Source organism: Verrucomicrobiota bacterium, assembly GCA_016200005.1.
Lineage (GTDB): Bacteria > Verrucomicrobiota > Verrucomicrobiia > Limisphaerales > PALSA-1396 > PALSA-1396.
This window is the reverse complement of record JACQFP010000006.1, coordinates 189,953-215,459: the sequence shown is the minus strand read 5'-3', so window position 1 is coordinate 215,459 and position 25,507 is coordinate 189,953. Positions and strand designations below refer to the sequence as shown.

Here is a 25,507-nt window from a genome sequence, read left to right as displayed (position 1 = left end):
TAATTTCGCGCGCCATCGTGAAACGGAGCAGGAGCATCCGGTTGGTGTTGATTGGCGGATTGTCTGCGGGCGCCCTGACCAGTTGCGGACCGGAGAATCCATCCCAGGTGCCGGTCAGTCCAGACCGCGTCTATACCAACAACTTCTACGTTCGTGGCGTGGGTTATTATCATGCGCCGTTTCGCGCGTGGTATCAGATTCCGTACAACTACTATGAGCCAAAGAGCCAGCGATACTTCTACGGCGGCCAGTGGGGTGAATCTCCGCATCAAAGCATCACGAACATTTCATCGCCAACGCCAGAAACGGCGCAACAGGCGCAGGCGCAGCGCACCGATGTTCCGCGCGGCGGCTTCGGCAGCAGCTCACGTAGTTACCACACCTGGTCCTGATGCAACGGCACACTTGTCAACCTCGGCCCGATTGGCGCGAAAAAGTCGAGAGCGTCGGTCTCACTTATCATTCGCACGATACGGGGCCTTACTGGGACGAATCCGCCTGTTACGAGATGAAAGCGCAGGAAGTGGACGCGCTCGAATCGGCGGGCAACACGCTGCATCACCTTTGCATCGAGGCAGCGGAAGCGGTGATTGAAAATAGCTGGTGGTCGCGCTTGGGAATTCCGGAAACCGCCATCGCCAGCATTCTCGGTTCGTGGGAGCGCGACGACTTCAGTCTCTACGGTCGATTCGATTTGAGCTACGACGGCGCCTCGCCGCCCAAACTTCTCGAATACAACGCCGACACTCCGACTGCTCTCGTCGAAGCCTCCGTTGCCCAGTGGTTCTGGCTGCAGGAAACGCACGCGGACGCCGACCAATTCAACTCGATTCACGAGCGGCTCATCGAGGCTTGGCGACGCTGGGCGGGGCAAACGATTCACTTCAGCAGCATCAAGGAACAACCCGAAGACGAGATGACCGTGCTCTACTTGCGCGACACTTGCGAGCAGGCGGGCGTGAAGACGAAGCCGGTTTTTGTCGAGGACATCGGCTGGGATAGTCGGCAAAACCGTTTCGTCGATCTCGACAACCAAACCATCCAGCATTGTTTCAAGTTGTATCCGTGGGAGTGGCTCTGGCATGAGGAATTCGGCGCGCATCTCACGACAGAATGCGTCCAGTTCATCGAACCGACCTGGAAAATGCTTCTCAGCAACAAAGGGCTGCTCCCGATTCTCTGGGAACTTTTTCCCGACCATCCCAATTTGCTGCCCGCGTACGAACTCGCCTCGCCGCTTGGGGATCATTTCATCCGCAAACCGAAGCTCAGCCGCGAAGGCAGCAACGTGACCTGGGTCGAAAGCGGCGTGGTCGTCGAGGAAACGGGCGGCGATTACGGCGAAGAAGGCCACGTGTTTCAGGCCCTCGCGACGGTGCCGGACTTTGGCGGTCATCATCCGATCTTCGGCGTGTGGATAATTGATCATGAAGCGGGCGGCCTTGGAATTCGCGAAGACACACGGCGCATCACAGGTAATTTGAGCCGTTTCGTTCCACATGTTTTCCGGTGAGAGGATGAGCTTTGCCAATCCAACACCACTTCGCGTCGGCATGAGCGGCACGCTCGCCGGACGGCGTTATCGTGTGCTCGGTCGTGTGGTCATGGGAATGGAAGAGGCGGGCGAGACTTACTATTGGAATGAGTTCAACCTCGTGAATGACGAAGGCAAATCCGCCACATTGGTTTACGAGGAGACGGAGCGCGGCGGCCAGTGGCGGCTGTTCACGCTGTTCGAGCCGGAGTTTCCGATCACTGCCGAAGATGCTGCTGCCAAACGCGTCGGCGACCCGCTGAATCTCGACGGCACGGATGTTCGCGTCACGTTGGTGGACGAATCGCGGGTTTATCACATCGAAGGACAAGCGCCCGAAGGCGTCGAAGTCGGCGACGTGGCCCATTACTTCAACGCCGAAGCCGGTGACACGATGCAGGTGGTGAGCTGGACCGGCGACGAGGTTGAAGTCTATCGTGGCCTGAACCTGCCGCCGAGCGCCGTGGCGTCCGCCTTCGGGATTCGCATCCGGCCGACCGCCGGGATCACGAGCAACTTTTTGCGATCGGGGCAGGACAACAATTCCACCTCGTCCGGCTTCGTCATGAGAATTGTCGGCGCGATCCTCGGCGCAGCGATTCTCGTTGCCGGCTACTCGTCCTGCCGACCCGCGCGCCAGCGAGCCGGAGTTGTGAAAACGATTGCGCCCGCTTCGCCGTTGGCGCTTGGGAGTGTAGGCAGATTGGATGCGAGAACTTATCGTATCACCGGTCATGCCCTCGTGGAAATTGCCCAAGTCGGTCGCCGTTACGAGCGGCATGAATATCATCTCCTCAACGAGGATGAAAACCGTGCGCTCTTGGTTTACGGCACGAAGCCCGGAGCGAAGGACTGGGTTCTGTTCACGCCGCTGCAACCGCTGACGCCACTGACTCCTCAACAAGCCGCTGCCTTGCGGGTGGGTGAATCGGTGAACCTTGAAGGCTTCGTCGCGCCGGTGAGTGAACTTTTTCAAACCACAACCCGCCAGACCGAAGGCCAGAACCTGGCCAACCTCAAGAGCGGCGATGTGTTCTACGGTCTTGCCAGCCAAACCGGACAGATTCCGCTGCTTGTGGTATGGAACGACAAGAGCATCGCTTTCTACCGCGGCAAAGTCTTGCCAGCGAAAAGTGTCACCGACGCTTTCCGCCAGCAGACGCCGAACTAGGCCAATTTACTGTTCAACGCCGCTGCGATTGGTTAGCCTCCGCGCCGACAAATGAACAATCCGAGCACCGAAAGTCCAGACGCAAAAGCGATGGCGATTGCCCCGTCCGATTTCATCCGTGACGTCGTCGCGCAACACGTCACGGAAAAAAAGTATCCGCGCATCCACACCCGCTTTCCGCCCGAACCAAACGGCTACCTGCATATTGGCCACGCCAAATCCATCTGCCTGAATTTCGGCATCGCGCGCGAGTTCGGCGGCATCTGCAATCTCCGCTACGACGACACGAACCCCACGAAGGAGGAGGTGGAATATGTAGATTCGATTTTTGAAGATGTGAATTGGCTCATCAAGGGTTGGGCGGATCATTGCCTCGGTCTGAAACCGAAAGGCAAGACGCCAGAAACAATCACCTCCGATGGCAAACCTGATTTCTGCTTGCCCGCATCCACGGATCACGCATCACGCATCACGCATCACGAACCCTTCTACGCCTCCGATTATTTCGACCAGCTTTACGAATACGCCGTCCAACTCATCAAGAAGGGCAAGGCTTACGTCTGCGACCTTTCGCCTGAAGACACCGACGCTTATCGCGGCGCGCCCGATCGTCCCGGAAAGGATTCCCCTTGGCGCAATCGTAGCGTCGAAGAAAATCTGGATTTGTTCACGCGGATGAAAATCGGCGAGTTCCCCGACGGCGCGCGCACGCTTCGCTCCAAGATTGACATGGCGTCGCCGAACATCTGGCTGCGCGATCCTCTGCTGTATCGCATCCGCCACGCGGAGCACCATCACACTGGGGGCAAATGGTGCATCTATCCGATGTATGACTTCGCGCATTGCCTGAGCGATTACATCGAAGGTATCACGCACAGCATTTGCACGTTGGAGTTTGAAGTGCATCGCCCGCTCTACGATTGGATTCTGGAGAACCTCGATCTGCCGCGTCCCCTGCCTCGCCAATACGAGTTTGCGAAATTGATTCCGACTTACATGATCGTCTCCAAGCGCAAGCTCATAGCGCTGGTCAATGACAAGGTTGTTGCCGGTTGGGACGACCCGCGTCTGCCGACGATCAGCGGCATCCGACGGCGTGGGGTCACCGCCGAAGCGTTGCGCACTTTTGCCATCGGGGTCGGCGTCACCAAATACATCAGCCAGACCGATATCGCCTTGTTCGAGCACGCCATCCGCGACGACCTCAACCAACGTGCCCTGCGCCGCCTTGCCGTGCTGCGGCCAATCAAAGTCGTCCTCACAAATTATCCCGAAGGTAAAACCGAGGAACTCGACGCCGTCAACAATCCCGAAGACGAAGGCGCAGGGAAACGCAAGATTCCGTTCAGCCGCGAACTCTACATTGAGCGCGACGATTTCATGGAAACGCCGCCGCCGAAATTCTTCCGGCTCAAACCCGGCGGCGAAGTGCGATTGAAATACGCCTACATCATCAAGTGCGACGAAGTGGTGAAGGACGCCAGCGGCACTATCACCCAACTGCGCTGCACCGCCGACCTCGACAGCAAAACCGGCGGCCCGACGGCCGGCCGCAAAGTGAAAGGTACGATCCACTGGGTCTGCGCCTCCCACGCGTTTGATGCCGAGGTTCGGCTCTACGACCGCCTCTTTACCGAAGCCGAACCGGACCAGGACGGACGCGATTTCAAGTCCGTCCTAAACCCGAAGAGCCTCGAAGTCATCACCGCCAAATGCGAGCCGAGCCTGGAAGACGCGAAGCCCGAACTGCGCTATCAATTCGAGCGCCTCGCCTACTTCACGCTCGATAAGGAAAGCGCGCCCGGCAAGCTGGTGTTCAATCGGACGATCACGTTGAAAGACACATGGGCAAAGGAAGCGCGGAAAGGTTAGTTTGGCCATGAATTCTGAAGCCGCTCTGGAAAAGCAGATTGCCCACTATCGCCGCGTGACCAGCGAACCACGGCAGGGCATCGCCCTTGATTTGCACGAGTTGTCGTGCGACATCGTCCGCGAAGGAATTCGCCAACAAATCCCGAAGCGGACGCCGCCGAAGTGGAGCGGCTGTTCCACTACGATCTCAAACTGGCCCGCGTCGCCTGAGTGAACGCAAATTACTGACTGATTGTCTCCGGCGGCTCAACCACGTCGGCGTGACCTGTTACTTCACTCGTTTAATGGCCAGCAACTTATTGGGGCATCCCGCGCACCAGGCACGATCTGGATTTCGTCAGGCAGATGCCGCCGTCCAGCTTGGCTGCTATCGTGCAAGCCGACGCGCTGGATCGGCAACACCGGATGCAATGGGCGCAGGAATTGGTTCTGATCAAAGAACTGAAGCGTTTATGGAGTGGAGAAGTCAGGCCCCAGCCGACATGAAACCACGCCGAGGTTTCGGCGCGATTGCCTGACGCTGTTCGCCGGGACTGAGGAATCCCGAACTTACTACCGTCGTTGGTTTCCAGCGGAGTTGAGACTGTCCAATCATGCTCCAGCGGAATGTGAGTGTTCCTGCTCGACGAACCGGCAGGCAGTCGGTACGTTAACACCCAACCTGTGCTGAGGTGATTATGGACGAACTATTGGAACTGTTGCAGAAGAACGCGCTCGAATCGCGCGAAAACATCGCGCGGATGCTGAACCTCCCGCTCGCGGAAGTGAACCAGCGGATTGTGGATTACGAGCAGCGCGGCGTCATCCGCGGTTATCAGGCCATCCTGAACGAGGATCAACTGGAGCTTGACACCGTCACGGCTGTCATCGAGGTCAAGGTGACGCCCCAGCGCGAAGGGGGCTTCAACTCCATCGCCGATCGCATCAGCCGGTTTCCCGAAGTGCGCTCGGCCTATCTGATGAGCGGCGCCTATGACTTGCTGCTGTTTGTGGAAGGGCACAACCTGCGCGAGGTGGCCGCGTTCGTCAGCGAGCGGCTGTCGCCATTGGACGGCGTAATTTCCACGTCAACCCATTTCATGCTCAAAACCTACAAACGCTTCGGCGTGTTGATGCAACAGGATTCCTCGGATGAACGCCTCTCCGTCTCTCCGTGACCGGATCAACGCGACGGTGCGCGACATTCCGCGCTCCGGCATCCGCGATTTCTTCGACATCGTCTCGACGATGAAGGAGGTGATCAGCCTCGGCATTGGCGAGCCTGATTTCGACACGCCGTGGCACGTGCGGGAATCCACCGTGTTCGCGCTCGAACGCGGCGCCACGCATTACACGAGCAACCTCGGGTATCTCGAACTGCGCAGGGCGCTTTCCAAATACGTGGGCAAGAAGTTCGGCGCGGAATACAATCCGGAGAGCGAAATCCTCGTCACGGTTGGAGTGAGCGAGGCGCTGGACCTGGCGTTGCGCGCGCTGATCAATCCGGGCGACGAGGTCCTCTACCACGAGCCGTGTTATGTGTCGTATCGCGCGACGATTCTTTTTGCGAGTGGCAAACCGCTGGCCGTCGAGACGAAAGCCGAGAACGGTTTTCGCCTCACGCGCGCGATGCTCGAAGCGAAATCCACACCGAAGACAAAGGTGTTGATGTTGAATTTTCCAAACAATCCCACCGGCGCAATCATGAGCCAGGAGGATTTGGAAGGGATTGCCGCCTTCGTCCGTGAGCGCGATCTCATCGTCGTTACCGATGAAATCTACGCCGAGCTGACTTACGATTCGCCGCACACAAGTCTCGTGAGCCTGCCCGGCATGCGGGACCGCACGATTTTTCTGCATGGATTTTCCAAGGCATGGGCCATGACCGGCTTCCGCCTCGGTTACGCCTGCGGTCCAGCCGAGCTCATCGAAGCGATGATGAAGATTCACCAGTACACAATGTTGTGCGCCTCGTCGATGGGCCAGAAGGCCGCCATCGAAGCCCTGGCCCGGCCGGACGCGGACGTAGGCAAGATGGTTGACGAATACCGTCGTCGCCGAAATTTCATTGCGTCGGCGTTCGCGGACATGGGCATCCAATGTCCGCTTCCGCTCGGCGCCTTTTACGCTTTTCCGAACGTGGCCAAGTTCGGCCTGCCCGCGAAGGAATTCGCCCTGGCTTTGTTGCGCGAGGAAAAGGTGGCGGTGGTGCCCGGCCCGGCTTTCGGCGCGTGCGGCGAAGGGTTTGTTCGTTGCGCCTACGCGACCAGCATGGACAACCTCAAGGAAGCCCTGAATCGCCTGCGCCGGTTTGTGAGCAAGCTGTGATGCGGACAACGCGCCGGACTCCTGTTCGGTGATATTTGCTGTGCCGCGATCACGCTCCCTTGGCCGCGAAGCAATCTTCGAACTTGCGGCGTGCCAGGCGGCTTTTGCATTGGTGGGCCCAACAGGATTTGAACCTGTGACCAAGCGATTATGAGTTTAGAAAATGGAGTTTTGAGCAGTTGCGTCAAGTTGCAGTGAGTTGTGGTTCTTGGTTGTTTTCAATTGTTTGCGACAAACCATCATGAACTCGCTGCAACTCACTACAACCAGTCAGAACCGAAAAAGTGGCCAAGAAGTGGCTTGGGAATTGAGAGCGACGAACCCGATGGACGGTTCCGCGTGACATAACCCGACTCCTCTGATTACCCGCGCTCGTGTTCGCGGCCGTGGATTGATTGAAGCTTATCTTGATCGTCATGTGCGTGGGAATTCCAAACGATGGTTTCGCTGGAATTGCTTGCGCCACTCGTTAGCCACCTGCGCCTGCTCGGCGTAGTCCGGCCATGTCGCGACGACGGCGCGAACTTCCTCCACGATGGCCTCTGCCCGACCGCGTTTCATCAACGCACTTTTGGCACATGCGCGAAAGTCGGCCAGCGTGAATCCGTCGCGCTTGCCGTTCATCGTCATTTGATGTGTGGCGATCCAACTGCCGGTCGGATTGTGGCTGTAGGTCACATCGAACGCGGGGGCGAGCGACCAGCGTCCGGCCTTGTCCATCAGGAAAGCGATGTTCTTGACGTGATCGTCCTGGTTGCGCGCGATGATGTTGAAGGTCATTCGCCGAAACTGCTCTTCCACTGCTTCCATCGGCAGGTTTAGTTGGCGGATGGTCAGCAACGCCTGCTCGTAGGAGTATGCGCCCGCGTGGTTGAAGTCGAAATGCGCCAAGGCGCAGAGCGACTGCATGTGCAGCTTCTCGCCGCCTTCGAGCCGGTCAAAGCGCCGGCTCATGAAATGCCGCCGGCCGTTTTCTTCGAGCAGGCGGCACTCGCCCAGGGTCAGGCCCGCCGCCTTCGCCATGAGCGAATAGGCGTATTCGATTGCGCCATACCCTTTGGGATCTTCGAGTTCCTTGTCTTTGTTCCCGGTGACGCCATCGAATTTCAGCAACCAGTAGCCGAAACCCTTTCCCGCCGCGACCTGCCCGGAGCGAACTTCGTGAGTCTCCGGATTCCAAGGAATGACCGCCTTCGCCCGTGCGCCGCCGGCGGAGGTGCCGACGCGCAGAATGTCGTTCAAAGCGTTCTTCCTGCGCTCGCTCGCAAAGCTGGTTTTCAGATTCTTGCGCTGGCTCAATATCTCAGACGCCAGCTTGACCAGGGCATCAATTTCGATCTTCTTCGAGGTTTGCGGCTTCGGTCCCAAAGCCGGCGCGAACTCCAACGCTCCCATGCCGCGTGCCCCAGTGTAGCAAAGCCGTTCAACCGCATTGAAACTTTGTGGCGTCCTGCCCTGTGTTGAGAGCCAGGCGTCAATCAGGGCGTTGCCGAATCGGTCCGGCAGCGAATCAGCCAGCAGACCCGGCAGGCCATCCGAGCACCTTCCCGACGTGCATCGAGGGCATCCCAAAGCTGAATAAAAATATGGGGCTATGTACTACTTGATTCCCCTTGGCCCATCGGACACGCTAGAGTGTGAACTCCAACGCCGCGCGCGGGCCGTTTCCGTTGGAGTTCAATCTTTAGGTTGTCCGGCTCTGCAGGAAGGGGAATCAAGTGCATAGCCCAATAAAAATAATCGCGCATTAACGATGGCCTATCCGTTACCGAAGCGCCTTCCAACCACGAATCGAACCATGCTGCCACTTCCTAAACCAAGAGATATGCGACTCGACCGAGCCTTGCCAAGCTCTCGTCGAGTTCGCTGCGGCAACGATGCACCCAGGCTTCACCCCAGAAAAAATTGCAGCTTGTTTCGGCGCGCAGCAGCCGCCAGTGTGCTTCCTCCAGAACGCGAGACATATCTGGGTGATTCACGCCACGTTGGGCGAACCTGCGCTGCGTTGCGTGCAGCATTTCGCTCGTCTGTGCGACACGATTGAGCGCATCCTTTTGCGCCTGCGAACCTGTCCATTGGAGGAAGCCTTTGCCGCTATGCCAACCGGTGTTCCACGCGCCCGTGCGCACGTGGACCAATCCATGAGCGCCGTAATTATTCAAGTAATCGTCAATGAAGGAAGGCCGAATTTCCGTTTCGCCCCGCCGCACCCAATCGAGCAATGGTTGGTAGAACACGCCCCAGAAATTTCCTTTTGCACAACTATTGCGAAACCACCCGCCGTTGTCACCGTCGCTGCATGTCGTTACCAGCGGCGGGAAGTTGCAGTACTTTGTACGTTCATGCGCTTCGGACATGAACCACCCGTGGTCCATTCCCGATTGCTGTGCGTCCGACAACTCGCGGTCTCTGACCACAACAACGATTTCCTCGCCAGCGTGCCGCGCGATGTGAGGCTGGTAGCGAATTTCATCCCAGCGCATTGGCGCGATCGGTTCGACGTGCTCGCTGTCAACGATCACGTACCGGTAGCCGAGCCTTTTGAGCAGCGGAATGAGTTCCATGCAAAAGCCCATTTCCGGTGGCCAGAAACCGGAGATTCGCGGCCGCCAGAAGAGATGACGCCCGATGCCCAGCCAACGGACGAGTTGTTCTTCCCAATCGGCTCGCGGAATGAGAGGCAATACCGGGTGGTAATAAGCCGTGCCGAGAACCTGGATGATTTTCTGATTTTGCAGATGCCAGAGCAAGTCGCCGCATTTCACGATGCCGTAAACGCGCCGTTGAAAATCCGGGTTCGCCAGCGTTTCCAATAGAGTGCCGGAAACTGAAAGATGAACACGTCCCACATCCTCGTATCCCCAAAGCGAACGCGGAATACGGTCGATTGCACAGAGTATTTGGCGAGCTTCCCATTCTTGGTTCTTCAGCAAGTCCTCCAGATTTCCGGACGGCTGGTGCAGGTTCAAAATCAGCGCATGAAACACGGTGCTCATACGACATTATTTCTTTTTCGGATCGGCGTCCTTCTCATTGTCTCGGCAAATAATTGCTTCAGGCCGTCACGAGCCTGGTTCAGGAGCGAGGGGGGGTGCGGCCACTGTTCGAGAATGATCGAGCCAGAAAAGTTGCGCGCGTGCATTTGGGCCACGAATTCGCGCACCCCGACCATGTTTCTTTCAGCAGGACCGGTGAAGAGCGGCAAATGGCTGTCATAATCGCCCCAGTTTTCGTGAACGTGAAGATGAATGATCGGCACTTGGCGGTCCAATTGGGCAAGATATTTTAGATAGTCGTTTCGCGTGTGAGCACACAGATTGGCGTGGCCCAGATCGAGGCACATACCGACGTGTTTCATGGAAATGGAATGGCGGGTGCGCAATCGCGCGAATAATTCATTAAAATGTTCCGGCGAAGTGAGAGGTGTATTTTCAATTGAAAGCTGGAGGCCGGCTCCAACAACGACTTTAACTAGAGGCTCAACCGCGTCTACATAGACATCCAACCCGGCTTCGGTGTAGAGATGAATGTTCAGCAGTGAAGCGCCAAGGTCCTCCGCGAGTTCGACGTCTTTAAGTAGGATTGGCGTGCCTTCCGGCTGCAGCGGGTTGGCTTGCCAACGAGCGTGGACGGAAAGACGAATGTCGCAAGCAACAGCCGTCCCACGAATCTTGCTCCGACCTTCGGCATCGAGGTCGTTTTCGTCCCAACCCGCGCCCCCGGATTTTTTATCTGGAAACCATTCGAACGCGTCAAAGCCATGCTTGGCAGCATACTCGAACGGTGCAACAGCGCTGGTTGCGGAAAACGCAGTCTGATTCCCAATCCGTATACGCGTGGCCTTACGCATGATCAAGCCCAACCTGCGGGCGCGTTTGCACGACCCAGAATTGTCCTTTTGCGTATGCTCCTTCGATATCCTGCGGAACGCCGAAGGCCGTTTCGACTTCGACACCGATTCTTGCGATATCAGCAACAAGACTGCGCCTGAAAGATTCGTCCCAAATGAGCGGCTCTCGCGAATAGTCCAAAGCAACTTCGCGAGGCGGTTGTAGAAGAACACTGTCGTACAGACCGGCGGCGGCGTAATCGGCCAAGTCCTCCGCGCTGGAATCCGACCGAAATATCAGGCCGCTTCCGTAGAGGCCAACGCTTTTGCCCGGATATGAGAGCAAGCATTGCCGGTTGCTCTGCTTATCGAAAGTGAAGCTCAACGCTCTGCCGGAATAATTGCCGACGAGCGTTTCGCCGAGACCCAAAACCACTTCAGCAAATAGTTCATCCCACTTCCCAGTGAATGGATTGGCCGTATGAATCACGAACGCGTATTCCGCTTCGACCACCGGTTGAATCAAGACCGCCATAAAGAGATCCTCGTGAGCAATACCTCTTGTTCTTCGGCTGAGATAGGCCCGCTCATTCCACTTCGATGCCCACACTCGTTTGATGCGTTGCCAGGCATCTTCCCAACTCAGTGGTGAAGGCCAGTGCGCCTTTTGCAACGCGAGCCGGAGCGTCGCAGCGCACTCTGCCGGCGCGTTGAGTGTTGAGATGACCGCGCGGATCTCCTCCAGTGTGCTGGTCCGACTTGCCTCGCGATCGAGTTGCTTGACGAGCCGATGAAAATTTCCGGCCAAGGTCGCGTTTTCTTTCCGGCGCAGCATTTCTTCAAACACCCCAAACGGCAACGCCATCGAATCGGGCACGCGAATCCAATCCGGCACTTTTTCGCGGAGGCGTTTGAGATTGACAGATTTTGCGCCAACTATCGTCTCGTCGAACTCTTTGCTCGTGACGACAAATCGCTTGAGCTGCGGCTTGATCGCTGCTTGTCGTGTGGCTCGAGCCACCGCAGGCCTCGCCAATGCCTCACCCGCGATCTTCTCGAACACAACATCTCCTGCCGGAGTCACCTTGACTTGAATGTGATGACCTCTTAACGCTTTGAGGCGGGCGAGGGTTGCCGCATCGTAACAAGTGGCAAACAGCAGATGCGCATTCCGCGCGCGAACTGCGACGTGCGAGACGATGTCGGTCACGTCAGGCGCAATGACAGCAGAGACGCTTTCGGGAATTTCTTCATCACCCATCACATGGTCGGCAACAATCACGCGCGGCCCATCAAAACTCTTTCCTTGAACAGACCGCAGGGCATCCACGATTTCCACCATGCCCTGGCCGCCACCCGGGCTGATGATCTGCCAATCGCCTAGTTGGGCAGCCTGCCGCAATCGAGGATCAAGATGATGCAGCAGAAGTGACAGCGTGAATCCCAAGCTCGCGCCACGCACCACTTCCTCGCTGAAAAGTGTGATGGTCCAGGCCTCCGCGTGAAAGGCGTTTCCGAGCAATTCCGCTTTCGGCTGAAGCAATTGGTAGGTGCGGTCAATCAGACTGCTCAAAACACGGCCGATTCGATCCAGCACAGCTTTCGCGTGAAGTGACCAGTCCTGACCAAAACGCGGAAGGCCGCTCAACCGCTTCCAGTGGCGCAGACAAAAATCCAACTCGGCTTCAGGTTGTGACAGCAAAAGATTTTCAACGACCTGCTGGATCAAATCCACGAGTTGGTCATTGGAGAGGTGCTGGTGGATGTTTCGCTCGACGAGACCGCGCAGAAATTGTTCCAGCGCCAAATCCAGATAAAGTATTTCGCGGGCGCTTTGCGTCGAAAGATGCAGTTGGAGGCGGCAACGAATCTCCGTGATTTGATCCGCCTGTTTCATCAACGGTAGATGCGGATCATCACCACGAGCCCACAAATCCGACAGCATGCTCTGCGTGTCCGCGTCCAATTGATACTGGGCCGAATGAATGGCTGTTTCCAGATCCGCTCCCGCGTGCACTGACTTGAGAACTTTTAGAAAATTTTCAAAGTCGTGGATCAAGGCTTCCTTCAAGTGGGGAACAAAATCCGGCGGGGTCGTAATCGGACGCTCGAAACTTTCCAGTCGCGCTTTCGTGACGCCTCCCTCCTGCAAGCGTTGGTAAAAGCGCTCCAGGTTTCCGCTGCTGCGAAGAAATTCCAGATATGCCTCACAAATCACAATGTCGTCTGGCGTGGTATTGTTGTGCAGTTTCTGATGCCACTCTTCCGTGAAATGCCCTGAGACCTCCTTGATGTGATGGCGGTGCATGATGTTCAGAATTTCGTCACGGATACGCTGGCCTTCGCCGCCGCGGCCTACGGTCGCGAGGATCAGGCGCACGAGCGGACGACTTGTGGTAACTTGCGTGTACATGTCTGCCAGCTTTTGCGTCAGCCGCTCTTGCGCATGACTCAGTTCGCGGGGTTTCGTGTTGTAGTTGCGTTGCCAAGTCAACTGGCGGGTCGCTGAAAAACGCAGCCAGACAAACAAGAGGGCGAGGCCATCTGGATTGTTGCCAACGCGATCCAACAAATCATGACAAAGATTGAACCGGTGCATGAGCGTCCACGACCCTCGGCCCATTTCAGCCTGGACAATTTCGTCCACCAAGGGATGAAGTTCGGCAGTTTCCAGTCCCGTTTGTTTTGGCGCTGTTGTAGTTACCGGGAGGTAAAAATTTCCACCGCGTTCTTTCAACCATCGATTGGTCGCAACCTGCTTGAGAACGAATTGGATGCCCAATGGAGCTTCCGCAATCGGGAACTCAAGATGCAGGCGGCTCAGACCATCGTCACCAAACGCGAATGGCGTCTGAGGAGTGTTCTGCCAAAGCACAGTCCCGGGCGGACGAAGCGAGGCTGGCGGCACAAACCAATCATAAGATGAGTAACGAGCAAAGCCCCAGTGGAAGACCAGCGGCCCCGGAACGTCGCAGAACAACACAATCGAGTAGCATTCAGGCTCGCCTATGACCGCTGCGGCCAGTTGGCCTTCGGATTGGACATTGAACGTTTGTTCGAACAAAACGTTGCGGTTGTAGATTTCCTGTTGGAAATCGCGTTGTAGCGCACTGTGCGATCGCTCTTCACGGGCAATTTCAATCCGATAATTCTGGCCGTGGTTGTTGTCCCAACGACGGGGCTCTGGGAAGAAGAGCGCGAAAACGATTGATGAAAAGGCCGGCGGATTTTGCAGGCGGATGACAATTTGGTTTTCGCCATTGCGACGGAATGGAGTTTGCACTGCAGTTTTTCCCTGGGGAATTGTACCTTCTGGCCAAAGCCAGTCCGGAGGAATTTCCCACACCGCCTTATCGGGAGCGCGCAGTCCCCAATGCAAAATGCACTTCTTCGCGGGTTCCAATCGCAGGAGAATCTCTAGATCATGTTCCCCCAGACGTTTGTCCACCACCAGCGTGACGCCGCTTTGTGTCTGAATCGTCTCGGTCACAGTGGTCATAAAAAACATTGCTCCAGTTTCGTCAGTCCGTTATCCGGGTGTTCGAGCTTCACGATTGACAAGAAACAAGGCGCTCAAGGGGGGCAAGATCAAACGGACTGAGCACGCTTGCCGATGCTGTTTGACAGGTTCGGTCTGAACGCCGCCCGCGTTTCCATGTGCGCCGCCACCGTAGAATTGAGAGTCGCTGTTCAACAACTCTTTCCAAAACCCGCCGCGCGGCACGCCGACGCGATAATTCTTGATGACAACCGGCGTGAAATTCAAGACGACCAGCACGATGTCGTCGTTCGAACGCGCTCGACGAACGAAACTGAGCGTTGTGTTCTTTGTGTCATTGTAGTCAATCCACTGAAAACCTTTCGGATGAAAATCAAGTTCGTGCAGCGCTGGTTCAGCGACGTATAAACGGTTCAGATCACTCAACCACTTCTGTGCACCGCCATGATAACGATCCGCTGACACGCTCCATTCCACACTGGACTCATGGCTCCACTCCGGCCATTGGGCCAGTTCAGCGCCCATGAACAAGAGTTTTTTTCCCGGTTGACCGTACATGTAGCCGAAAAGCAACCGCAGGTTTGCATACTTTTGCCATTCATCGCCACTCATCATCCCGAACAATGATCCTTTGCCATGGACAACTTCATCATGCGAAAGCGGAAGGATGTAATTTTCGCTGAAGGCATAAACCATTCGGAACGCCAGTTCACCGTGGTGATAACTTCGATGAATGGGATTCCGCTTAAAATAGCGCAGCGTGTCATGCATCCAACCCATGTCCCATTTCATGTGGAAGCCTAGTCCTCCATCGGCAACGGCGCGCGAAACCATTGGCCACGCCGTGGACTCTTCGGCGATCGTGATGACTTCAGGATGATTTTGCGTGACCGCCAGGTTAAGCTGCCGTAAGAAGTCAATGGCTTCCAGGTTCTCACGGCCACCAAATTGATTTGGAATCCATTCTCCTGCCTTGCGCGAGTAGTCCAGGTAGAGCATGGATGCCACTCCATCCAACCGCAATCCGTCCACGTGATACGTATCCAGCCAAAACAACGCGCTGCTGATCAGAAAACTGCGGACTTCGTTGCGCCCATAATTGAAAATCGCGCTGTTCCAGTCCGGATGAAAGCCCTTTCGCGGATCGACGTGTTCAAAGAGGTGCGTCCCGTCAAAGTAAGCCAGTGAGTGACCATCGGTCGGGAAATGGGAAGGAACCCAGTCAAGGATTACCCCGATGTCGCGATGATGGAGATAGTCCACAAAGAACATGAAATCTTGCGGCGTTCCGTAGCGGCTCGTCGGCGCGAAGTACCCGGTCGTTTGGTAGCCCCACGACCCGTAAAACGGATGCTCGGTAACCGGCAACAGTTCCACGTGTGTGAAGCCCATGAGTTGGATGTATTCCGCCAGCTTCGGCGCGAGTTCCCGATAGCTCATCCAGCGATTCCCTTCTTCCGACACACGCATCCACGAACCCAAATGGACTTCGTAAATTGCAACGGCAGCGTCTGGTGAATTTCGCCCGCGTCGTTCTGCCATCCAGGCGTGATCACCCCAATTATAGTCCAGGTCCCATACCACCGACGCGGTTTCGGGGGGCGCTTCACTCCAGAAAGCAAACGGGTCAGCCTTGTCAATCGCATGCCCATTGAAACGCGAAACCACGTGATACTTGTAATGCGTTCCCTGGCCTATCCCCGCAGCGAAACCCACCCAGATGCCGGATTGCCCGAGCGGATGCAACGCATGTGTGATTTTATCCCAGCCATTAAAGTCGCCCATGACTTGGACTCGCTCGGCATTGGGGGCCCACACTGCGAAGTGAGTGCCCCCAATCCCATTCACCGTCAACAGGTGGGCTCCAAGTTTTTCGTATGCGCGAACATTAGTGCCTTGCAGAAATGAACTGATGTCTTGCTCGTGAACGAAAGTCGCCTTGGTTGTAATTGGCCGATGGCTGGGTACTGGTCGAGGAAGCTCGTCTTCAATGTCGAAGACACGAATCGTCTCGGAAGGTTGAACTGGAGTTTGGTTCATAAGCGATAACACTGCTCCGTTTTTTCCGCGATGATGTCCCACGTGAAAGCGGTTTCAGCGGCGCGGCGCCCATTGGCTCCCATCCAGCGCGCCCATTCGAAATTGGTGAACAACGTGCCGATACCCCAGCCGACCGAATCTACCTGGGGGCAAACCTTCAGTCCCGTAACGTTGTGCCAGATGAACTCATTCGGCCCTCCGTTCTGCGAAGCAACCACCGGCTTTCCGGCGGCCCAGCCTTCCAGCGCAGTGATTCCAAAAGGCTCGTTGCGACTCGGCAAACACACTGCATCGCAGGCTTTGTAAAGGTCGATCAATTCCCAGCCGTTGTGATAGCCAAGAAAACGTGTGGCATGGGACACGCCAAGTTGCCCTGCTCGACATTCCAACTCCCGGCGCATGTGACCGTCACCGGCGAATACAAATTTTGCGTCCGGATAATAACGGAGGAGGCCGGGAACCGCTTCGAGCAGCAGATCCGGCGCTTTTTGAAGGCACAGGCGGCCGCTGAACAAAACGGTCGGATCAAGCGGCGCGATGCCATATTTGCGTTTGACCGTTGCCGGGTCAATGAAACCGTCGAATTTGTGGACGGGCACGCCGTTGTAGATTGCCCAGCACTTCCAATCCGGCAGATTGTAGATCCACATCAATTCACCCTTGAGTGTGTTGCTAACAGCAATCACGCGGTCAGCGCAGTAGGTGCCGTGGCGCTCGTGATCGCGAATGCGCTCCGATGTCCCATTCCAAAACGCATTGCCGGAACGTCCATATTCAGTCGAATGAATCGTGAGCACGGCACGATGATCGGGCCGTCCTTGCTTGATCCAGACCATCGCGTTAGAAGCGAGCCAGTCATGACTGTGAACGACATCGAAATGCCCGCTGAAGTCTTCGGTCTGAAGGAAATGCCAGACAAACGAACGGCACATCTCCTGGACTTGGTCCACGAAAACAGCGCTCGAATTGAACGGACAGTAATGATACCAAACGCCTTCAATCTGCCGCGCGCTCCCATTGCCGCAGTTGGGTGGAGTGAAAACGTGCAACTCATGTCCGCGGCGCTGAAGCGCCGCCGCCAATTCCGTCACGTGAGCCGCAATTCCTCCCACCGCCTTCGAGTGAAGCGTTTCCCATGAGAACATCGCTATGCGCATTGTTCTGTCTCCTCAACCAACCCGCGTTGGGTTTTCAATTGAAAATCATCACCGCGACGGCTTCGCGAACAAAAGGTCCTGCCCTCTGTAAGCTTGCGTCAATATAACCACAATTCCCTGGAACGAAAACTTGCGCTGCACCTTCTTTGGTAAATATTGACCATATATTGTGTTACACAACAAGCAATTGGCTGACGAGAGTCGGGAAATTCATTGCTGACCGGCGATGATTCCTTCCATAAACTTCCATGCGGATTTATGACACCACAATGTGCTGGTAAAACACCCGCTTCGTCCACTCCGCGGCCACGACGTAGCACGCAACGATGAGCAACAAAATTGCCAGCGTCCATAATGGCAACGGCACCAAGCCCAGCATCGGGGCCACCGGTGTAATTGGCAGCGTAAGCGCAACGGTTGCGACAAGCATCGTCGCCAATAGAAGCGGCCGACTGGGAATGCTCCGGAGCAATGGCCGAGGCGTACGCACAACGAGGACAATCAGCGACGCCGAGATCACTGACTCCACAAACCAGCCCGACCGGAATTCGTCAGCATTTAGGCCCAGGGCAAACAACAGAACCGCAAAGGTCGCATAGTCGAACACCGAGCTTAACAGCCCGAACGTAATCATGAAGCGGCGGATAAATTTCAAGTTCCACCGCCGCGGCTGACACGTCCATTCCTCGTCAACGCGATCCGTCGCGATGGTCATTTCAGGCAAATCGGTGAGCAGGTTGAGTGAAAGGATCTGTTTCGGGAGCAGCGGAAGGAAGGGAAGAAACAGCGATGCGCCAGCCATGCTAAACATGTTTCCGAAGTTCGCGCTCGTGGCCATGAAGACATATTTCAACGTGTTCGCAAACGTGACGCGCCCTTCACGCACGCCGCGCGCCAGCACTGCAAGGTCCTTCTCGAGCAGCACGATGTCGGCAGCTTCCTTGGCGACATCTGCTGCGCCAGCGACCGAAATGCCCACGTCGGCTGCATGAAGCGCGGAGGCATCATTGATGCCGTCGCCCATGTAACCGACGACCTGCCCCGACTTCCGCAGCGCGAGAATGAGGCGCTCCTTTTGGTTCGGTTCCACTTCCGCAAAGACGTCCACTTCGTTCACGCGACGCAGCAAGGCCTCGTTACTCATGGTCCGCAAGTTCGGTCCCGTAAGCCAACGAGGTTGAACAAAACCAGCCTGGCGGCTCATGTCCAACGCGACGAGGTGGTGATCGCCCGTGATGATCTTGAGAGTAACGCCGGCTGATCTAAGGTCGCCCAAGGTCTGCGTGATATCCGAACGCAATGGATCTGAGAACGACAGGATGCCCAGGAAAATCATCTCTGCCTCGTGCTCTTTCGTGATGCCGGTCGCGGACGGGAGCAAGCGATAGGCGACACCCAGAACCCGCAATCCTCGCCGGCTAAAGGCGTGCAATTGTTGATCGATGGATGCGCGAGCGGCGGAGACATCCACTGTTCTTCCGTCACTGGCTTCTGCGCGCGAGCACACGGCCAGCACATTCGGCAGAGCGCCTTTGGTCACGATGATGCGCAGGTCGTCACGGGAAATCAGGACGCTCATGCGCCGGCGCGCAAAATCGTACGGCTCTTCGTCGAGCTTTTGCCAAGCCGCCCGATCTACCGCGTGGCGCGCCAGGATCGCCGGGTCCATTGGGTTGGTGTAACCGGTCTGGAACGAGGCATTCAGGGCCGCATAAGCGAGGGCTTTTGGGGTTTCGTTGCCGGAGATGTCCACGGCGGATTCGAGCTTCACTTGACCTTCAGTGAGCGTTCCGGTTTTGTCGCAGCAGAGCACTGTCATGCTGCCAAAGTTTTCAATCGACGCGAGACGTTTGACGATGACCTTCTGCTCCGCCATGCGCCTTGCGCCGTGGGCGAGGTTGACACTGATGATGGCCGGCAGCAATTGCGGCGTCAGCCCGACCGCGAGCGCGAGCGCGAAGAGCAGCGAATCCAGAACCGGTCTGGCCAGATAAACGTTGAAAGCGAAGATGCCAATGACCAACAACAGCGTCACCTCCAGCAGGAAATAGCCGAAACGTCGGACGCCGTGTTCAAATTCCGTTTCAGTGGGTCTTAACTTCAGCTTCTCCGAGATTTTTCCGAATTCTGTTTGCTTGCCTGTCTGGACGACAAACAGTTTCGCCGTCCCGCTCACAACGTGCGTTCCCAAGAAAAGACTGTTCGTCCGCCGGCTCGGGGGTACATCCGCCGCAATCAGTCCGGCCAATTTCTCCACGGGAAAGGTTTCGCCAGTGAGAGTCGCTTCATCGACGAAGAGGTGTCTGCTCTCCAGAATTCGGCCATCACCCGGCACAACGTCGCCAGCGTTGAGAACGACCACGTCTCCCGGCATGATCTGCTCTATCGGGACTTCAACCAGGTTATCGTCCCGCAGCACCATCACTTTGACCTGCACCAGTGCGAGCAGGCTGGCGACCGCATCCGCTGCGCTCTTCTCCTGCCAGAATCCGAGCAACCCGCTGATGCCAACAATAACCAAAATGATGCAAGCGTCCGTGGCATCGCGCAGAAAGAAGGAGAGACCAGCAGCGAACAGCAAAATCAGGATGATGGGCGTCTTGAACTGAGCCAGCAGAAGCGTCATCCAACCCGTGCGCTTCCCCGGCTTGAGTGAATCGGTTCCGTAGTGCTCAAGTCTGGCTTTGGCTTCCGAGACGCTGAGGCCGTTTGGGCCGCATTGCAGTTGATTGGACAATGCGTCCTGCGGGCAACTCCAAAACGGCAGTCCTGCCGGCGAGACCGTGCGCGTGGGCGGCTTCGTCGGCCGAGATTGGCCGGCCCCGGTCGAAAAGGAAACAGACCGACACTTTTCTTCATCGCTCCCGAACTGCGAAGTATTTTCTAAGTTTGTACTTTCAACGATTCCAAAACTGTTTGCCCTGGATGGACCGGCGTGTTGGCGGGACGGCGTCCCTGCCACGTTGTGGCGTTGGGCCATTGCGCGGCGAGAGAACCAGAAACCCGGCAACATCGGAATCCAAAAACTCAGGCCGCGGAATAAAAGTGTCGCCGAGAGAGCGACCGCAATCGGCACGCCCGTCATCCTGAGCGTCAAGATGGATGCCGCTTCGAATGAACCCAGACCGCCAGGCAATATGCCAACCGAACGGAACAGAGTCGAAATCATGAAGCTCGTGAACACACCACCGGTTGAGCTGCTCACTCCCAGAGACTTGATGAGAATCCACACCGTTGCGGCATCGAGCAGGAAAATTGCGAGTTGATACATGCCGGCCTGGAGCAGGATTTGAACATTGCGCGCGAGATGAGGATCGGCGTCCGCGAGAAATTCCAACGTGTTTCGAAGTGGTCGGAAATGCGCCACCCGCAAGAGAGATGGCGGAGCAGCCCGTCCGGAAAGCACCAGTATCGCCGCGCTCACCGCGCTCCCGTAGAAACCAAACACGAACGCAATCATCAAAATCAGTTTGCTGGCTTCACCATGGAGGGCAGCCAGGATGAGCGCGACGGCAAGACTTAGCACGTACGCCGCATAATACGAAACGAGATCGATGACGATAGCCGCCGCGACTATCGTTCGTGGCATTCCCCTGCGTTCGAGGGCATTCGCGACCGCGAAAGTTCCGCTCAGGCCACCAGATGGAAGAGCCTGATCCACGAACAATTTCATCAGGCTGAGACGGTAAACCGTCGGTATGCGGAGCGGAAACCTTCCCGCGCGGCCGACGCAACGAAAGACTTCACCTTGCGCGAGGTACGTTCCAGCCTGAAAAACGACCGCCAAAACGATCCACCACGGTTGTGACTTTTCCACGAGCCGAACAAACTCCCGTGCTTCGGAGAAGCGAACCGCAGCGATGACGACCGTCACCAGCAGCGCAACTCCAATCAGCCACAAAAACCAGTGCGCAGCACGACGGCTCGGCATGCCTCGGGCTTCCCGCCCCTGGTTTTTATCAATCACGGTATGCTGAAGGTTTTGACGGAACATTCCTTTTTCGAACCCGATTAACGTAATTTCAATCGTGCGAATAGCCGCACCTTGATCCAGTCGAGCGCCAGGAAATAGCACGCCATCGCTCCCGCCACCCCGAGAAGCAGCGCTGGAGGTATCGCGGGCACGAGAACGCCGCTTAGGGTTATCAATGCGACCAAGCCGAGACTGGCCACTGTGCTTCCCATCAGAAGCGGGCTGGGAGCAGACGCCCAGAAATGGCCACGTTCGCGCAGCAGATAGACCCCGGCTTGGGAGCTAAGAATGAGCGTTGCAAAGGTGAGCGATTGCAAGTGCGGAGTGTCAAACTTCAGCGCGTAATGGGCAAATAGGAACACACCCAGGCTCAACAGTAGCTTGCACAGGGCGAGAACCGTCCCGGCAAGGACAATGCGGCCCGTGGACCACTGATTTGGCTGCGCTGAGACGCTCATGCGGTCTGTGGAGATGGCCATTGTGAGAAAATCGTTCAGTAGAATGAGCAACACCATAAGCAGGGGCGTCAGGGGTTTGTGTTGCGTGACTAGGAAGCCAATGACCAACAACGTCATGATTTCGATCTTCTTGCCCAGCATGTTCAGCGTGTAGGTCATGACCCGCTGGAAGACGCGGCGGCTGGTCTGGATGGCCGGCACGATGTCTCCGAGACCCGGTCGAGTCAGGACAATCGCCGCCGCCGCCTTGGCGACATCGGTGGCACGCGCCACAGCAACCCCTACTTCGGCTTGCCGCAAGGCAGGGGCGTCGTTGACGCCGTCGCCGCTCATACCCACCACGGCGCCCGTGCGCTGAAAGGCTCGCACCAATCTGAATTTGTCTTCGGGATAAACGGACGCGAACACGCTATATTCCAGGGCCTGAAGCTCCAAGTGGACGCGCAGGCGTTCGGAAGGGCACACATTGGCAGGGATGCCGACTTGGTCAGCCACGGCACGCGCCGTGAGGGCGTTGTCCCCCGTTATCATCACGACGCGAACGCCCGCTTGCTCCATGGCATGAATGACACTCGGCGAATCTTCTCGCACCGCATCTTCCAAGCCGAGCAAGCCAGCAAAGCGCGGTTTGCCATTGCTCTGCACCGCCACCGCCAACACGCGCCGTCCGCGCGCGGCGAGGTCGCGCGCCGATGGTTCCCAGGCAGAATCCGGCACGTCGCACAACTGGGCGATGACTGCTGGCGCTCCCTTGAAATAGCGGCGCACACCGCCGTCCTCACGATAAGACGCCTCAGCCCGCTTATGTGCCGGGTCGAATGGTTTGAAGTCGATCCGCTCGCGCGCCGTTATGGGCAACCCACGTTGGCTGGCGGCACTGACGAGAGCGGCATCCACGGGGTCTTGGCCCGCTGGGTCGCTGGCCAATGCCGCCGCACGGAGCAATTCGTCGTCAGCAAATCCCTCCGTTGGCTTGAGGACCGCGAGCCTGGCCTCGTTGCGGGTCAGCGTGCCGGTCTTGTCGCTGAAAAGCACGGTCATCGAGGCGATGTCGTGGAGAGCACTCAGGCGCGTCACCAGCACACCGAGGCGGGAGAGCTCCAGCGAGCCGAGTGCGGCCGCCAGCGTAAAGGTCGCTGGGAGCGCGACCGGGATGGATGCCAATAGAATGGTCAGGACTAGCGGCAGGATGTGCGCGAGCGACATGCCGTGCAAGTGTGCGAAGCCAACCACCACCAGGACTGACGCCGCGTTCAAGACGAACAGATTTCGCACCACGGCGACGATCTCATGCTCCTGCCGGTTCACCGGACTGGCAATGCGCACCAACTCCGCTGTGCGTCCGAAAAACGTGCGCGAGCCGGTAGCAATTACCAAGCCCGTGGCCTCGCCACTGCGCACGAGTGAACCCGCGTACGCCGAGCCACTCGCTTCCAGTCCCACGGCGGCTGATTCACCGGTGAGCACCGAATTGTCCACAAGCAAGGAGCCTTCTACAATGCGCACATCGGCGGGCACGATGACACCCTGCCGCAAGTGGACCACATCGTCCGGCACCACTTCTTCGGCGGCGATGTCGCGCCACTGTCCGTCGCGCCGCACATGCGCTTGCACGCGGAGTTGTTGTCGCAGAACCGCAAGCGCCTTCTGCGCACGCTCTTCCTGGAAAAATCCCAGCGCCGCGTTGAGAATCAACAATCCGCCAATGACCGCTGCTTCCACCCACTCGCCGAGGAAGAGTTGAGCAATGATGGTTGCTTCAAGCAGCCAGGGAATCGGCGCCCAAAACCGCTTCAGAAGCTGCCGGAGCGGATGCGGCCGTTCCTCTGCGACCGAATTCGGACCGTACTGCTTCAGCCTCACTTGAGCCTCAGCCGTCGAGAGGCCGGCTGATTCTATCAAAGGCCGATCCACGCAGCCAAAGCTTATCACCTTTTCATTATATGTGGCTCGCGTCATGATTCACGGCCTTAATTATACAATCGCCCGTTCCGTACATCCTAATTCAGACCGCGATGCGCGGATAAAACTTTGCGCCGACGGCCACTACGATCACCGTGGCGGCAAGCAGGACAAGGAAATCCAGTCCGAGACCGAAACTGCTCGGACTGCCAGTGACCATCAAGGTTCGCAAGCCGTCCACTTCGTACGTGAGCGGGTTGAAATGGGAGATGACGCGGAGCCAGCCAGGCATAACAGCCACCGGATAAATCGCATTGCTGGCGAAGAAGAGAGGCATCGTCAACACTTGGCCGATACCCATGAACCGCTCGCGCGTTTTGACGATGCACGCAATGATCAGCGAAAACGTCGAGAACAGCGCCGCGCCAAGCACGACCATCACCAGCACGCCCGCCAGCGCCAATGGCTGCCAGTTCAGGTCCACACCTAACAGCAACGCGAGGGCATAGATGATTACGGTCTGGGACAGGGCGCGAACGCCCGCCGACAGGGCTTTGCCCAACACGAGCGCCGCGCGTGGCGTTGGACTGACCAGAAACTTGTGCACGACGCCGAGGTCACGTTCCCAAATGATGGCAATGCCATAGAAGATCGCCACGAAAAGGACACTTTGCGCAAGAATGCCGGGCGTGATGAAATCCATGTAATCCATTTCGCCAGTAGGGATCGCCCGTGCATGGGCCAAAACCTTTCCGAAAATGAGCAACCAGAGCGCCGGCTGAATCGCGCGTGTCATCAACTCGGTCGCATCGTGGCGGAGCTTGCGCACCTCCATTTCGGTGATGACCGCGGTTTTGGCCGTGAACTGCCACATGCGTGCAAGGAAAGTCGTAAACATTGTCAAACTCGATTAGCCGAGGCGGCTGGCAGTCCGCCGTTCACTGGATACTTCGCCGTAATTGCCGCCGGATTCGAGCGGAGTGCCCGCATAGCGGACGAAGACATCATCGAGCGTCCCGCCCTCCTGCCGGAGCGAGCTTTTAAGTTCCGCCGGTGTTCCCAACACCGCGAGCTTGCCCTGGTGCATGATGGCCACGCGGCTGCAATGGGCTTCGGCCTCTTCCATGTAGTGCGTCGTGAAAAAGATTGTCGTGCCGTGTTCGGTTCGAAGCTGATGCAGGTGGTCCCAAACGGCTTTGCGGGCGAGCGGGTCCAACCCCACTGTGGGTTCATCGAGAAACAGCACAGGCGGACGATGCAAGGTGGATTGGGCAATTTCGAGCCGCCGAATCATTCCCCCGGAGTATTCGCGGACAAGCCGGTTCGCCGCGTCGCTCAAACCCATGAAGGCGAGCGCTTCCGCCATGCGAGGTTTTTGTTCGCGGCGCGGGATGTCATAGAGCCTGGCGAAAACGAGAAGGTTTTCGTAACCCGTCAAAGTTCCGTCCACCGAAATCGCTTGTGGCACATAACCGATGATGCGGCGGACATCGTTAGCCGCGGTGACCACATCAAAACCGGCGACTTGCGCGCGGCCCGCAGTGGGCCGAAGCAAGGTGGTGAGCATTTTGATGGTGGTGGTTTTGCCCGCGCCATTGGCCCCGAGCAAACCAAATGCCTCGCTCTGCTCCACGGCAATCGTGAGCGCATCTACGGCCGCTAACCCGCCGAAGCGCCGGGTTAGTTCCTGCGTTTCAAGAATTGGATCGGTCATAATTTGGTCTGCTGGCGGCGGCTGCGCTGACGGCCGCACGCATGAAACTGA

The 25,507-nt window shown here is 57.1% G+C and carries 17 protein-coding genes; 7 read left to right on the top strand and 10 right to left on the bottom strand.

From position 1 onward, the window contains the following. Positions 1-17 precede the first annotated feature (17 nt). The 7 genes from HY298_02325 (at position 18) to HY298_02295 (ending at position 6,884) form a co-directional block, all read left to right on the top strand. Complete coding sequence (locus HY298_02325; protein MBI3849117.1) at positions 18-392, top strand: hypothetical protein; 375 nt, start codon at positions 18-20, stop codon at positions 390-392. Beyond that, positions 392-1,513 carry a glutathionylspermidine synthase family protein gene (locus HY298_02320; GenBank protein ID MBI3849116.1) on the top strand — a complete coding sequence of 374 codons (1,122 nt, stop codon included), beginning with the start codon at positions 392-394 and terminating at the stop codon, positions 1,511-1,513. The genes HY298_02325 and HY298_02320 overlap by 1 nt, the downstream gene beginning before the upstream one ends. Positions 1,514-1,517: 4 nt before the next feature. After that, entirely contained in the window at positions 1,518-2,705 is a 1,188-nt protein-coding gene (locus HY298_02315) for a DUF4178 domain-containing protein (protein ID MBI3849115.1), read from the top strand. Positions 2,706-2,756: 51 nt separating this feature from the next. Then, positions 2,757-4,577 (top strand): glutamine--tRNA ligase/YqeY domain fusion protein, encoded by a 1,821-nt coding sequence (locus HY298_02310; GenBank protein ID MBI3849114.1) that lies wholly within the window; start codon positions 2,757-2,759, stop codon positions 4,575-4,577. A gap of 7 nt (positions 4,578-4,584) precedes the next feature. Beyond that, positions 4,585-4,791: a hypothetical protein gene (locus HY298_02305; GenBank protein ID MBI3849113.1), complete on the top strand. Its 207-nt coding sequence runs from the start codon at positions 4,585-4,587 to the stop codon at positions 4,789-4,791. A 463-nt stretch (positions 4,792-5,254) separates the two neighbouring features. After that, a complete protein-coding gene (locus tag HY298_02300) occupies positions 5,255-5,734 on the top strand; it encodes an Lrp/AsnC family transcriptional regulator (protein ID MBI3849112.1) in 480 nt (159 codons plus the stop codon). Continuing rightward, positions 5,709-6,884 (top strand): aminotransferase class I/II-fold pyridoxal phosphate-dependent enzyme, encoded by a 1,176-nt coding sequence (locus tag HY298_02295; protein ID MBI3849111.1) that lies wholly within the window; start codon positions 5,709-5,711, stop codon positions 6,882-6,884. The genes HY298_02300 and HY298_02295 overlap by 26 nt, the downstream gene beginning before the upstream one ends. A 414-nt stretch (positions 6,885-7,298) precedes the next feature. On the opposite strand, the gene HY298_02290 is transcribed toward HY298_02295, so the two are convergent. From HY298_02290 to HY298_02245, 10 genes are all read right to left on the bottom strand, one after another. Beyond that, positions 7,299-8,480, bottom strand: coding sequence for a type II toxin-antitoxin system HipA family toxin (locus HY298_02290; GenBank protein MBI3849110.1), 1,182 nt, complete (start codon positions 8,478-8,480; stop codon positions 7,299-7,301). A 215-nt stretch (positions 8,481-8,695) separates the two neighbouring features. Then, positions 8,696-9,880 (bottom strand): glycoside hydrolase family 57, encoded by a 1,185-nt coding sequence (locus HY298_02285; protein MBI3849109.1) that lies wholly within the window; start codon positions 9,878-9,880, stop codon positions 8,696-8,698. Further along, positions 9,877-10,734 (bottom strand): TIM barrel protein, encoded by an 858-nt coding sequence (locus tag HY298_02280; protein MBI3849108.1) that lies wholly within the window; start codon positions 10,732-10,734, stop codon positions 9,877-9,879. Before HY298_02280 ends, HY298_02285 begins: the two co-directional genes overlap by 4 nt. Then, positions 10,727-14,212 (bottom strand): hypothetical protein, encoded by a 3,486-nt coding sequence (locus tag HY298_02275; protein MBI3849107.1) that lies wholly within the window; start codon positions 14,210-14,212, stop codon positions 10,727-10,729. The genes HY298_02280 and HY298_02275 overlap by 8 nt, the downstream gene beginning before the upstream one ends. A 30-nt stretch (positions 14,213-14,242) precedes the next feature. Further along, positions 14,243-16,252: a 1,4-alpha-glucan branching protein GlgB gene (glgB, locus tag HY298_02270; protein MBI3849106.1), complete on the bottom strand. Its 2,010-nt coding sequence runs from the start codon at positions 16,250-16,252 to the stop codon at positions 14,243-14,245. After that, the gene (locus HY298_02265; protein ID MBI3849105.1) at positions 16,249-17,409 is read right to left on the bottom strand and encodes a glycosyltransferase family 4 protein; all 1,161 of its coding nucleotides are present in this window, start codon (positions 17,407-17,409) and stop codon (positions 16,249-16,251) included. The genes glgB and HY298_02265 overlap by 4 nt, the downstream gene beginning before the upstream one ends. Before the next feature lie 256 nt (positions 17,410-17,665). Then, positions 17,666-21,376 carry a magnesium-translocating P-type ATPase gene (gene mgtA, locus HY298_02260; protein MBI3849104.1) on the bottom strand — a complete coding sequence of 1,237 codons (3,711 nt, stop codon included), beginning with the start codon at positions 21,374-21,376 and terminating at the stop codon, positions 17,666-17,668. A gap of 44 nt (positions 21,377-21,420) precedes the next feature. Continuing rightward, positions 21,421-23,799 carry a plasma-membrane proton-efflux P-type ATPase gene (locus HY298_02255; GenBank protein ID MBI3849103.1) on the bottom strand — a complete coding sequence of 793 codons (2,379 nt, stop codon included), beginning with the start codon at positions 23,797-23,799 and terminating at the stop codon, positions 21,421-21,423. A gap of 46 nt (positions 23,800-23,845) precedes the next feature. After that, complete coding sequence (locus HY298_02250; GenBank protein ID MBI3849102.1) at positions 23,846-24,616, bottom strand: ABC transporter permease; 771 nt, start codon at positions 24,614-24,616, stop codon at positions 23,846-23,848. 36 nt (positions 24,617-24,652) lie between these two features. Then, positions 24,653-25,456 (bottom strand): ATP-binding cassette domain-containing protein, encoded by an 804-nt coding sequence (locus HY298_02245; protein ID MBI3849101.1) that lies wholly within the window; start codon positions 25,454-25,456, stop codon positions 24,653-24,655. Positions 25,457-25,507 lie beyond the last annotated feature (51 nt).

Coding starts and splice junctions, on each gene's coding strand:
- HY298_02300 (MBI3849112.1), top strand. CDS start 5,255: ATGGACGAACTATTGGAACTGTTGCAGAAGAACGCGCTCGAATCGCGC.
- HY298_02315 (MBI3849115.1), top strand. CDS start 1,518: ATGAGCTTTGCCAATCCAACACCACTTCGCGTCGGCATGAGCGGCACG.
- HY298_02275 (MBI3849107.1), bottom strand. CDS start 14,212: ATGACCACTGTGACCGAGACGATTCAGACACAAAGCGGCGTCACGCTG.
- HY298_02255 (MBI3849103.1), bottom strand. CDS start 23,799: ATGACGCGAGCCACATATAATGAAAAGGTGATAAGCTTTGGCTGCGTG.
- HY298_02265 (MBI3849105.1), bottom strand. CDS start 17,409: ATGCGCATAGCGATGTTCTCATGGGAAACGCTTCACTCGAAGGCGGTG.
- HY298_02245 (MBI3849101.1), bottom strand. CDS start 25,456: ATGACCGATCCAATTCTTGAAACGCAGGAACTAACCCGGCGCTTCGGC.
- HY298_02310 (MBI3849114.1), top strand. CDS start 2,757: ATGAACAATCCGAGCACCGAAAGTCCAGACGCAAAAGCGATGGCGATT.
- glgB (MBI3849106.1), bottom strand. CDS start 16,252: ATGAACCAAACTCCAGTTCAACCTTCCGAGACGATTCGTGTCTTCGAC.
- HY298_02280 (MBI3849108.1), bottom strand. CDS start 10,734: ATGCGTAAGGCCACGCGTATACGGATTGGGAATCAGACTGCGTTTTCC.
- HY298_02305 (MBI3849113.1), top strand. CDS start 4,585: ATGAATTCTGAAGCCGCTCTGGAAAAGCAGATTGCCCACTATCGCCGC.
- HY298_02250 (MBI3849102.1), bottom strand. CDS start 24,616: ATGTGGCAGTTCACGGCCAAAACCGCGGTCATCACCGAAATGGAGGTG.
- HY298_02285 (MBI3849109.1), bottom strand. CDS start 9,880: ATGAGCACCGTGTTTCATGCGCTGATTTTGAACCTGCACCAGCCGTCC.
- HY298_02320 (MBI3849116.1), top strand. CDS start 392: ATGCAACGGCACACTTGTCAACCTCGGCCCGATTGGCGCGAAAAAGTC.
- HY298_02295 (MBI3849111.1), top strand. CDS start 5,709: ATGAACGCCTCTCCGTCTCTCCGTGACCGGATCAACGCGACGGTGCGC.